8 protein-coding genes are annotated in these 11,385 nt (G+C 72.6%); 5 read left to right on the forward strand and 3 right to left on the reverse strand.

Annotated elements, in window-relative coordinates:
- Positions 1–42: 42 nt before the first annotated feature.
- Complete coding sequence (locus WME79_RS27295) at positions 43–2,238, reverse strand: TonB-dependent receptor (protein WP_437520558.1); 2,196 nt, start codon at positions 2,236–2,238, stop codon at positions 43–45.
- Between the two features lie 240 nt (positions 2,239–2,478).
- Complete coding sequence (locus WME79_RS27300) at positions 2,479–3,456, reverse strand: fatty acid desaturase family protein (RefSeq protein ID WP_437520560.1); 978 nt, start codon at positions 3,454–3,456, stop codon at positions 2,479–2,481.
- Positions 3,457–3,729: 273 nt separating this feature from the next.
- On the opposite strand from WME79_RS27300, the gene WME79_RS27305 reads away from it, so the two are divergent.
- The 5 genes from WME79_RS27305 (at position 3,730) to WME79_RS27325 (ending at position 9,373) form a co-directional block, all read left to right on the forward strand.
- Positions 3,730–4,098: a kelch repeat-containing protein gene (locus WME79_RS27305; protein WP_437520562.1), complete on the forward strand. Its 369-nt coding sequence runs from the start codon at positions 3,730–3,732 to the stop codon at positions 4,096–4,098.
- 96 nt (positions 4,099–4,194) lie between these two features.
- Positions 4,195–4,941 (forward strand): RNA polymerase sigma factor, encoded by a 747-nt coding sequence (locus WME79_RS27310; RefSeq protein WP_437520564.1) that lies wholly within the window; start codon positions 4,195–4,197, stop codon positions 4,939–4,941.
- Complete coding sequence (locus tag WME79_RS27315; protein WP_437520566.1) at positions 4,938–5,924, forward strand: hypothetical protein; 987 nt, start codon at positions 4,938–4,940, stop codon at positions 5,922–5,924. Before WME79_RS27310 ends, WME79_RS27315 begins: the two co-directional genes overlap by 4 nt.
- Entirely contained in the window at positions 5,921–8,797 is a 2,877-nt protein-coding gene (locus tag WME79_RS27320) for a CHAT domain-containing protein (RefSeq protein WP_437520567.1), read from the forward strand. Before WME79_RS27315 ends, WME79_RS27320 begins: the two co-directional genes overlap by 4 nt.
- Before the next feature lie 93 nt (positions 8,798–8,890).
- On the forward strand, positions 8,891–9,373 hold the full coding sequence (locus WME79_RS27325; RefSeq protein ID WP_437520569.1) for a hypothetical protein: 483 nt from the start codon (positions 8,891–8,893) through the stop codon (positions 9,371–9,373).
- A gap of 321 nt (positions 9,374–9,694) precedes the next feature.
- On the opposite strand, the gene WME79_RS27330 is transcribed toward WME79_RS27325, so the two are convergent.
- Complete coding sequence (locus WME79_RS27330; RefSeq protein WP_437520571.1) at positions 9,695–11,350, reverse strand: LamG-like jellyroll fold domain-containing protein; 1,656 nt, start codon at positions 11,348–11,350, stop codon at positions 9,695–9,697.
- Between the last annotated feature and the right edge of the window lie 35 nt (positions 11,351–11,385).

The raw sequence follows: 11,385 nt of genomic DNA on the forward strand, positions 1-11,385 counted from the left end.
GGACCCAACTCCCACGAATCTGCACCCCGCTCCGGCAGCCGGCTAATAAGCCGGCTGCGGCTCGCGCTCCTTGCCGCGGAGATGGATCTGGAGCGTCAGCATCCACGCGATCGGCGCCGCGACGAGCACATGCGGCGACGGCAGCGGGGGCGCGCTGTCCTTCACGAAGCTCGAAGCGTAGACGTACTGCGCGTCGTAATACTGCAGGCCCAGGAGGTTCGTGCCGTTCAGGGCGAGCTCCATGCCGCGCCATCCGACCGCCGCGACGGCATCGAGGCTGACAGCGTCCTTGCCGTCCCGCCCGCCCGGGAGGGTGCGACCGGCCATGCCCTCGACGCCGGCGCCCACGCGGACCGTCACCTCCTTGCCGGAGAGCCGGCCGACGACCCCCGAGGCGAACACGTCGTCGCGCAGGACGAACGCCGGCGCATAGGGCACCGGGTCGCCCTCCGCGAAGCGCGCGTCGGACCCGGTGAAGCGAGCGTGGGTGTACGTCCCGCTCAGGTGCGCGCCGAACGGGCCAGAGCGCGCGCTCATCACGACCTGCGCGCCGGCGCGCACCGACGGCGGGGCCTCGATGTTCTGCCGGGACGCCGCGTCGAACACGCGGTCATTGCCGAGCCACGAGCAGAACCCCACGGCCGAGCCCTGGAAGGTCTTGCCCTCCTTGAGTCGGACGCCCGCCTCGACGCTGCGCACCTTGGTGAACGGCACGCGCTCGCCCTCGTCGAGGTCGCGCGCCTGCGGGGAACGGAACCCCTCGCCGTAGCTCGCCACGAGGTGCACGCCGCCGCTGACCGCGATGTCGGCCATGGCCTTGGTCGACACGACGAAGCCCTGCGCGGTGCGCTCGAGCCCGGCGTTGCTGGTGCGATCCCGCACGCCGTACGAGAGCGAGTCGAGGCGCGCGCCGCCACGGACGACCACGCGCCTGATCGGGTAGAGCGAGAGATCGGCATAGGCGGCCACGTTCGTGGCGTCGATCGTCGCGTCGACGAGCGCGGCGTTCTTCGTGCCGTCCTCGAAGAGGCGCGTGTCGGTCTGGTCGACCGTGTCCACGCGCGCGTAGGCGCCCATCTCGATGGAATCGCGCTTCGACGTGATCTCGACGCCATGGCGGTAAAGCACCGTGAGGCCGAAGGTCGAGGCGTCGTTCACCATCTCGCTGTCGTCGCTCTCGACGATCGGCTCGCCGGCGAGCTGGTCGAGCGCGTACCCGGTGAGGTTCTGGTGAAACGTCGTCTTGGTCTTGCCCGCGAACCCGCCGATGCCCATCGTGCCCTCGCCGAGGCTCCACAGGACATCGGAGCCGATGAGCGCCTGTGATGTCCGATCGCGGCCGAGCGGCCGCTGCGCCGCGTAGGGGTCGGCGCCCCGCTCTACGGGGCCCTGCAGCAGGTAGCCGGGAAAGTCGAAGCGCGCCGAGCCGATGGCCACCGTCGCGCGGAACTGGACCTGGTTGGAGCCCCCGCCGAGCTGCCCGACGAAGGAGCTGCGCTCGCCGCCGCGCGCGCCGCCCGGCCCGTCCGTGGCGTCCGTCTCGAAGGCCGCGAACGTGTCCATCATCTCGTCGTGCTCGGGCGCAAACGCGATGAGGATGCGCTTTGTCCCGAACGAGCCGACTCCCCCCTTCAACCAGAAGCCCGGCGCCTCCAGGCCGAGATCCATGCGGAGCGAGCCGGCGACGCCGAAATCGCCTTGCCTCGGATCGTGAGGGCCGCTGGCGATCCGGACCGACCGGACCACCTCCGGCATGATGAGCCGCATGTCGGCATATCCAGGAGCACGGATGTGCGAGACCTGGTTCATCGGGATGTTGCCGGCGAAGATCTCGACGTCCTGACCCGAGGTGCCATCGAAGCCGCGCAGCGACAGGTGCGGCGCGCGACCGGGCAGGCCGCGATCGCTCATGAAGACGCCCGGGAGGACCCGCAGCACATCGGCGCCCGAGCCGTGCGGCGCGGCGGCGAGGACCTGCGCGTCCGCCTCGACGTCCGAGGCGCTCCGGGCCGGCGGCTTCGCCCGCACCCTCACCTCGAGGGGCTCATCCTTGGGGGCGCAGGCGTCGATCTCGGCCTGGGTCGCCGCCTCGCGGACGCACCGCTCGTAGCTGTCGGCGCGGGCCACCGCCGGCCACAGCGAGGCACAGAGGAGCGGGACGGCGACGGCCAGCGGTCCTGTCAGCCCGAGCCGCCGTGACGGCCACCCCCTCGATCCCGGTCCCCGGCGGTGCCTCATGAGGCGATGATACCGACGACGAGGGCGGAGCTTGGGAGGGAAACGCCCGTCGTAACCCTGCGCTCCCCCCGTCGCCGCAGGTACGTCTCGAACTCGAGGTCCCTGTTCAGGAGGCGCTTCCAGGAAGGCGGGCACAGGCAGCACAGGCGAAGGACCGTCCGCCAGAATCCAACGAGTTCACTCGGCGTGTACTATTGTCTACACCACGCTGAGCTTCCGAAGTACGGCGTGCGTCGAATCTCAGCGCGGCAAGAGGCGGTCGCGGATGCCTGGCGTGACGCAGCGGCGCAGCGAATCAAGGATGGATCGCTCGCACTGGGCGTGCGCTCGAAACCCCGGCCGTTGCGCCAGCAGCGCGTGCAGCTCCGGCAGCCGATAGAACGGCACGCTCGGATACCAATGATGCTCGATGTGATAGCCGATGTTGCGCGGCAGGACCAAGAAACGTCCGATCAAGCCGGGGATCGTCGTGCGGGTATCGGCATAACGAGGATCCTCGGACTGGATCGCCGAGTGTTCGCACGTCAGGCGGATGTACTGGGCTGCGATGTGCCAGGTACAGTAGGGGACCACCCAGTACACGAGGAGCTCCGGCCAGGCGTCGAACACCGTCAACAGCCAGGCGACGGCGGCCCATAACAGGAGTCGCACGACATGGCCGAGCGGCGAGACACCGAACATGAAGCCGCCGATCAGCCCACGGACGATCCAGAACAAGCCCGTCAAGAGAAACACGCGACGCGCGAGCTTCAGCGCGTACCCCAGGGGCGTCTTGGGATAGCGCCACTCCCATGTGAGGCGACCTTCGGCGTCATGGGTGCTCCACAGCGTGCGGTTGCCGTCACCCTCGCGGTTGAGGTGGCGATGGTGCTCACCGTGGTAGTGCCGAAAGCCCTGGACCGAAATGAACATCGGCCAGGCGAGCAGCACGTTGCCCACCCAGTCGTTGAGCTGACGATGGGGTAAGAGGCGAAAGTGCGCGGCGTCGTGGGCGATGACCGTGAGCGCGTGCTGGCGCGCGCCGATCACCACGACCGCGAGGAGGGTCACGGGCCACGCATCGACACGGGTCGCGACCGCGATCGCCAGCGCGATGATCGACCACTCGACCGCGATGGCTGCGAACGCCCGGGCTGGCGCGAGCACCGACAATCGACGGACATCGCGGGGATCGAGGCGTTCGGGGATGGCGCCGACGAGATCGTGCGGGTGTTCCATGGGGTTTCGCTCAGGTCGGGGCCCCGTCCATGGCCGTCTCCGCGACCTCCGCGGAATACAGCTCCGCGAGCGCGGCGAAACCAGGCTGACACCCTTTCATCAACGCGCGTTGCTCTCCGGACGCGAGCTCGGTGAAACGCGAGCGCGCCGGGCGCACGCGAGCACGGCGCCAAGAAACCCGGTCACGAAGTGCGCTTCCTTCATGGCTGAGATGAATAGCATCGCGTATGCGAGGATTATTTGTCAACCCACGCTGGGGCACGACAGATGCTCGTGGAGAGGAGAAGACAACCAAGGCCGATCGCGGTCCTTTGGCCCGGCCGCGCTCGTGGACCGGGCCACCGCGACAACGCGAAGCGGATCGCCGATGAGCACAACGACCGCATCTGGCTCTTCGGGGGAAGCCGGTTCGACGGTACCACCCTGTCCGATGTCTGGTGCTTCGATCTCCACGCCGGGACCTGGACTCGCGTGGGCACCGCGATGACGGGGCCGGCGCCGAGGTTCGGCCAGTTCTACTTCTCTCGCAAGACCGCCACGGCCTACGAGCTCTACATCTTCGGGGGAGCGACCGCGGAGTTCGCGCCGGTGCTGCTCAACGACATGTGGAGATTGACGATCCCCCTCGCCTGCGGCGGCTGATCGCGAGCGATCCCGGTGGGCTCACTCGACCACGGCCCGCGCGGCGAAGACGTGGCTCGATTGACGGGCGTGTCGCGCGCGTCTATCCGTGCGCTGATGGCCCCGAGCTCTCCCCTGCCCGCGCAGCCGCGGACGATCGCCGAGGACGCGCGGCGGGGAGCCCCAGGTGCCGCATCGCCGAGCCCGGAGGCCGCGCTCATCGCGCGGGCGGTGGCGGGAGAGCCGGCCGCGGTGAGGGCGCTCGTCGATCTGCTGACGCCCACCATCCAGGAGCGGGTGATGCGGCCGCTGCTCCGCCGCCGGCGGGCCGCGGGGCACCGCGACGTCAGGCAGGAGGTCGAGGACCTGACCCAGAGCGTGTTCCTTGCGCTCTTCGCGGACCAGGGGCGCACGCTGCGCCAGTGGGACGCCGGCCGGGGGCTGCCGCTCGCGAGCTTCGTGGGGCTCGTGGCCGAGCGCGAGGCGTGCTCGATCCTGCGCAGCCGCCGCAGGAACCCCTGGACCGAGCAGCCCACCGAGGACGACGCGCTCGAGCGCGTGGACGGCGCCTCCGTGTCACCGGAGCCCGCGGCGATCTCGCGGGAGCTGCTCGCGGCGATCGCGCGCCAGCTCCGCGATCGCCTGAGCGAGCGTGGGGTGGAGCTCTTCTACCTGCTGCTCGTCGACGAGCGATCCACGGAGGAAGCCTGCGCCATCACCGGCATGACGGCGGACGCCGTGTATGCGTGGCGGAGCCGCATCGCCCGGCTCGTCCGGCAGATCGCCGCGGAGCTCGCGGCCGAGGCGGAGCCGAGAGGACACAGCGCCTCGCCGAGCGCTGCGAGCCCGGGAGGGGGACGATGACCGACGACGATCTGCTGAAGGCGCTGGCGCGCGCCGCGCGCGAGCAGGACCGGGCGAGCGATCCGCGCTGGTCCGCGAGGGCGCTGGGGACGCTCGCGGCCAGCGAGCGCGATGCGCTGGAGACGGAGGCGCAGCGCTCCCCGGAGGACCGCGAGGCATGGGAGGCGTCACGCCCGCTGGACGGCGACGCGCGGTCGCGGATCGCAGACCAGATCCTGGCCGGGCTGCAGGCGAGCGCGGGCGAGCGAGGCGCGGAGGCGGCAGGCGCCGCTGCTGCCGGCGCGGAGACGACAGGCCCGCCACCTCCGGGACAGCGCACGGCCTCGGCGCGCGGCGGCCAGGTGATCCCGCTCGCGCGAAAGCCTGGCCGGGCGCCCTGGCGGATCGCGGCGGCGGCCCTGGCCGCGGCCGCCGCGGCGGTCCTCGTCGTGCGGCTCTCGCTGGAGGGCGACAGGCACCAGCGGCGCGGCCTGCTCGACGATCCGGGCGCGGTGGCCATGCTCCCGGTGCCCGCCTACGCCATGACGCTCGCTGGCGGCGAGGTCAGCGAGCGCTCCGCCTCCAACGGCGCCGATGCGACGGCGACCGCGCGGCTCGGCCCCGGATCGCGGCTCGAGATCGCCCTGCGGCCCGCAACCCGGGTCGACGGCCCGGTCGCGGTGCGCGCCTTCCTGATCCAGGGCGACGCGGCGCGCCCCTGGGACGTGCACGCCGACGTCTCGGAGCAAGGCGCGGCGCGCATCGAAGGCGACACGGAGACGCTCTTCCACGGGGTGCCCGTGGGCGAGTGGGAGATCGCCGTCGCGATCGGGCGGCCAGCGGCGCTGCCAGCCAGCGCGGCCGAGGCGCGGGACGCGCGGCCGCACGATGGCAAAAATAATAGTACATTCCGAGTGTTACGATTCAACGTGCTGCTCCTGCCGCCGGCAGCGCCGCGCCCCCTCCCCACCGCCCGACCCGACGCGCCCTCCAAGGACCCGTGACGCGCCGGAGAGCGCTCTGGCCCCTGCTGGGCGCAGCGATCCTCGGCGTGGTGGCGCTCTCGCGGGGAGGCGAGGAGCGCCGCGCGAAGGCGCCCGCAGAACCGGCGGCCTCCGGGGCGTCCGTGGCCCTGGCGACCGCCGCGGCGCCCGCGCCGCCCCTCGAGGTGGAGTTCGCCGGCTGCGGCGCCGTGCACGCCGGACCCGCCTGCGCGCTTCCAGACGACCGGATCCTCCGCATCTGGGTGAAGGCCCCCGCGGACGCCCACGTCGTGATCGCCGTCGACGCGGCCGTCGCGGCGGACACCCCGCTCGCCGCGCTCGATGGAGCGCCCGTCCAGGGAGGCGTGCTGGCGCGCGTCCCCGTCCCCGACGGGGCCCGCGCCCTCTCGGTGACCGCCGAGCGGGGCGGCGGGCGCGCGTCGTTCCGCCTGGAGCTCCGCCCGGCCGCCGACGCGCCCCGGCTGAAGGAGGCCGAGGCGCTGCGCCGGAGCGGCGACCTCGACGCGGCGTCCTCGGCGCTCGACGCGCTGGCGTCCGGCGCGGACCCCGCCGTCCAGGCCCTGGCGATCGGCAAGCGCGCGCGCGTGGACCTCGCGCGAGGGAGGATCCCGGAGGCGATCGCGGGCTTCGAGGCGTCGATCCGGGCGCACCGGGCGGCGGGGCGGATCTCCGACGAGTTCCTCGACCGCTTCGCGCTCTCGTACGCGCTCCTCTACAACGGGCGCAGGTTCGCGGAGGCGCGGGCGGCGCTCGACGCGCTCGGGCCGCTCGAGGCGAGCCACCCCGAGGGGCGCGCCGTGAAGCCGTACTACGCGGCGCTGCTCTCGTCCGAGGCGGGCGACCTGCGCGCGGCGCTCCGGCAGCTGGACGCGTCGGCGGCGGGCGCGGAGCGCCTCGGCCTGGGCGACCACCGGCTGCACGTGCTCCAGGAGCGCGCCGACGTGCTCCAGACCCTGGGCCGACCGCTGGAGGCGCGGGCGCTGCTGCGCGACGTGCAGGCGTCCTCCCCCGCCGGGGGGGCCCCGTGCGAGCGAGCCTCCCTGCTGAACGACCTCGGCTGGAACGCCCTGCAGGTCGCGTGGGCGAGCGGCGGGTCCAGCGAGCCGCCTGCGGGCGCCGAGCGGCCTCGAGCCCTCGCGGACGCCGAATCGCCGCTCACGGCCGCGCTCGAGCTGTACGGGGCCGCGTGCCCGAAGCCGGCCAAGCGCGCGAACGCGCTGACGAACCTGGCCCTCGCCAAGCTGGAAGGCGGCCAGGCGGACGCGGCGCGCGCCCTCCTCGACGAGGCCCGGCGGACGGACGCGCGCCCCGACGCCAGCGTGGCGATGTACTGGCTCGAGATCGAGGGGCGCGTCGCGCTGGGCAGCGGCGATGCTGCGAGAGCGCTGGAGATCTACAGCCGGCTCGCGCGGCTCGCGGACGCGAGCGAGCTGCCGGAAGGCCGCTACCGCGCGGCGCTCGGCCGCGGGCGGGCGCTCGAGGCGATGGGGCGGCTCGACGCGGCCACGGAGGCCTACGAGCGCGCGGAGGGGCTGCGGGGCGACCTCGGCGCGCTCGTGCCGCTCGGGCAGGGCCGGGGCGGTTACCTCGGCCGCCTCGAGGAGAGCGCGCGGCGGCTCGTCGACCTCCTGCTCCGGCGCGATCCGCGCCGCGCCGTGCGCGCCGCCCGGCGGTCGCGCGCGCGGGCGCTCGCGACGCTCCGCTGGATCGACCGCATCGAGGCGCTCGGCGGCGAGGAGAGGGCGCGCTGGGAGCGCGCCCTCGCGGCGTACCGCGACGCGCGGGCGGCCTTCGACGAGGAGGGGCGCGACGACTGGCGGCTCTCGTCCGACGAGCTCGAGGCGGTCCGGGTCGCCCGGGCCGCGCGCGGGGGGTCGATCCGCGCGCGGCTGGAGGAGGCGCTGCTCCTGGTGCGACAGGGGGAGCCCGCGGCGGTGGAGGTCGAGGCGGCGCCGGCGCTGGAAGAGGGCGAGCTGATGCTCGTGGTCCATCCGATCCGCGAAGGATGGGCCGGCTTCGCCGTCACCCGCGACGGCGTCGTGGCCCAGCGGCTGCCGGCGCTCGACGTGTCCGCCCCCGCCGCGGCGCTGGCCCCGCGGCTGCTCGCGCCATTCGATGCGCAGCTGCGCGCCGCGACGCGCCTCCGCGTCGCCGCCCATGGCGAGCTCGCTCGCGTCGACTTCCACGCCCTGCCCTGGGACGGCGCGCCGCTCGTCGCGCGCATGCCGGTGACGTACGGCCTGGATCTGCCCCGGCGCGGGGCGCGGCCCGCGGAGGGCGCCGGCGCGGGGCAAGCGCCGGAGCGCGCGCTCGTCGTCGCGGATCCGCGGCGCGATCTGCCGGCCGCGCGGCGCGAGGCGGACGCGGTCGCGGCGGCGCTCTCCGGGAAGGGGCTGCGCGTCGAGCGGCTGTCGGGCGGGCTCGCCACGCGCCGAGCGGTGGCCGGCGCGCTGGAGGAGCCCGGGCTCGCGCTCTTCCACTACGCGGGCCACGGCGTCTTCGGGGGCCTCGACGGCTGGGACAGCAGCCTCGCGCTCTCCGGCGGGAGCGAGCTCGCCGTGGGCGACATCCTGGCGCTGCGCCGAGCGCCCGCGCGGGCGGTCCTGTCCGGCTGCGACACGGCGCGCACGGAGGCGGCGTCCGGGGCGCGGGGGCTCGGGCTCGGGCTGGCCCAGGCGCTGCTGATCGCCGGCGCGCGCTCGGTGATCGCGGCGACGCGCCCGGTCGACGACGCGCTGGCAGAGCGGGTGATGGCCGCGCTCTACGCCGGAGAGCGAGGAGATCCGGGCGCGCAGCTGCGTGAGGCGACCCTCGCGGCGCTGCGCGCGGATCCGTCGAGCGACTGGGCGAGCTTCCGGGCGCTGGTCCCCTGACCGCCCCGGAGATGGATCGAGATCTGTCAGAGGCCGGGAGGAAACCGCGAAGAAGAGATCGACCCCGGAAACGGCATACGGAGGATCTGAACGATGCGAACCTCGATTTTCGGTCTGAGCGCCCTTGTCCTCATCGCCTGCGGTCCAACGATGAACGCCACGCCTGTCGAGTCGGCCGCGGACACCGGCCAGGCGGCGCAGGAGCTGTCATCCGGTGTGCGGCCGCAGTCGCCACGCAGGATCAAGGACGAACCCATGCAACCGAGAGATCCTCAGTGCGGCGCGTGCGCAGCGTACGTGCTGAGCACTCGGACGCTGTACCTGTTCATCGATCAGAGGGAGTCGATGCCCAACATCTCGATGACGCTCTACTCGACGAGGGGTGTGCCGCTCGCGACCTACAAGGTCGCTCCGAAACCCGACGGGTCCGCGAAGGCCCTCTACGCCGTGGACCAGGGGCTCGTCAAAGACGTGGGATGGGCCAGCGTGCGATGGCTGGACCAGGGCGCAACGCAGGAGCTCCGCGCAGGCGTGCAGACGACGTGGAGCGGGTGGGCCGTCCTGGGCCAGCAATGAGGGTCGGAGGCTGAAGAAAGAGCGGGGGTAGGGCCGTCGGAGCGAAGAGCGACGGCCCGCGCCGCATCGGCGCTGCTCGAGAGACAGCGACGGCCGGCGATGACGCCGCTTGTCAGCACCGCGGCGTCACCTGGTGCTGCGGCGCGAAGCAAGATGAGGGAGTGAACCGCCATGACGCCAAGGGCGCCAAGAAACCAGGGGAATGGGATGGAGAAATGCCGAGACGGCACTTCCTCTCTCCCCTTGGCGTCCTTGGCGGCATGGCGGTTGTTCTGCCGATCCGGGTCGACGTCCCGCAGTCGTACTAGAGGACCGCACCCTTCAGGGGTGGAAGTTCACCGGCACCTTGTTGCTCGCGCCGCTCCCGTTGCGCACGCGGATGTACCCGGGGCCGACGCCGCTCGGGACCTGCACCGTGAGGCTCGTCGCGCTGATGCTGGTCGGGCTGGCGAGGGCGGTGTGCGTGGCGTCCACGAACTCGACCTGCGCGCCGGGCCCGAAGCCCGAGCCGGTCAGGCTCACCGTCGTGTTCCAGTGCATGACGTCGGCGTTGTTGAAGTCGAGCCAGAGCCCGCCGCGCACGAACACGCCGGACGAGAGCATCGGGCTCTCCTGGAGGATCATCTGCTCGTGATCGAGGAAGTCGGTCGTCGGATAGTCGCCGTGCCACGCCATGATCGTCGTGCCCGAGTAGCCGTCGGGGTGGTGCAGGCCGAACGAGTGCCCGATCTCGTGGGCGACGGTCCCCTTCGGCACGCCACCGCTGCACTGCCACGTGGCGTATCCGCAGTGGAGCGCGAGCGGCTCCCGCACACCCGAGAGGGGCTCGAGCACCCAGTCGCCCACGAGGGCGTATCCGCTAAAATCGCCCTGGAGGTTGGCGCCCGCCCAGCCGCCGCCGCCCTGCGTGAAGACGAGCGTGGACTGCCGCGCCGGGAAGCCGCCGACGGCCTGTGACACCGCGTTGAGCCAGTTCGGGAGTTCCTGCGGGTTGCTCCGGCAGGCGCTCGTCGGCGTCGAGCCGCAGCGCATGGTCAGGTAGTCCTGGGACGAGCGCACCGGCTGGACGAAGCCCACAAGGTGGAACGAGCCGCCCGACTCGTCGCGGTACCAGCCGCGCAGCTCGTCGAGGTACGTGTTGATGGCGTCGACGTACTCCTGGTGATACGGCTGGTCGCTCGGATAGACGTAATACGCCCTCACCGGGTAGACCTCGCCCGCCGCGAGCTGCGCCACCTGCGCGTCGCTCAGGGCCTGCTGGTAGAGGCGGACCTCGTCGATCAGGCCATTGTAGGCGTTCCAGCTGGGGTGTCCGCCGATGACGATCGGCCGCGTCGATTGCTGAAGTGCGCCCGACGCGGGCGTCGACGCGCGGAGCACGCCGTTGACATAGAGCTTGAGCGCCGCGCCGTCGTAGACGCCGGCGACGTGCGCCCACGCGTTGGCGACGGCCGGGGCCTGGACGGTCGCGCGCCGGCCGGCGCCTCCGTCGGGGAAGGCCACGGAGAAGAAGTACTTGCCGTTGTCGATGCCGAGCAGGAATGAATCTGCCGCGTACCACTGGTTGACGATGGTGCGGCTGCCCGTCACGCTCCGCGGGTTGACCCAGGCCGCCGCGGTGATCCGGTCCTGGAAGTGGAGGTAGCTCCTCCCCTCGCTGCTGATCTCCACCCGATCCCCTGCCCCGTCGAAGTCGCCGGCTGACAGGGACCATCCAGGGCTGCAGAGGCGGCGGCCGGACATCACGCCGAACGCCCCCCGGCCCGAGTCCTCGCGAACACGCGTGATCGCGCCGGCCGCGCAGGTGTCGAAGCTCCAGTAGGCCGCCGGTGTCGGCAGGCTGGCCCGGTCCGCCACGAGCGGGCTGGAGGCCGCAGCTATCGCCTCGTCTTCAGGCTCATCCGCAGGGCCGGCCGCGACGCAGCCCGCGAGGCTCGCCGCCAGGGTGAGGACGATCGATCGAGATACCGTGTGCATGGGAGTCCGCATGGGGAGGGATGCCTTTCTCGCCT

The organism is Sorangium sp. So ce726, from assembly GCF_051521405.1.
GTDB lineage: Bacteria > Myxococcota_A > Polyangia > Polyangiales > Polyangiaceae > Sorangium.

Excerpts from the sequence above, each read along its gene's own strand:
- WME79_RS27315 (WP_437520566.1), top strand. The coding sequence starts at position 4,938 with ATGACCGACGACGATCTGCTGAAGGCGCTGGCGCGCGCCGCGCGCGAG.
- WME79_RS27310 (WP_437520564.1), top strand. The coding sequence starts at position 4,195 with ATGGCCCCGAGCTCTCCCCTGCCCGCGCAGCCGCGGACGATCGCCGAG.
- WME79_RS27300 (WP_437520560.1), bottom strand. The coding sequence starts at position 3,456 with ATGGAACACCCGCACGATCTCGTCGGCGCCATCCCCGAACGCCTCGAT.
- WME79_RS27330 (WP_437520571.1), bottom strand. The coding sequence starts at position 11,350 with ATGCACACGGTATCTCGATCGATCGTCCTCACCCTGGCGGCGAGCCTC.
- WME79_RS27325 (WP_437520569.1), top strand. The coding sequence starts at position 8,891 with ATGCGAACCTCGATTTTCGGTCTGAGCGCCCTTGTCCTCATCGCCTGC.
- WME79_RS27295 (WP_437520558.1), bottom strand. The coding sequence starts at position 2,238 with ATGAGGCACCGCCGGGGACCGGGATCGAGGGGGTGGCCGTCACGGCGG.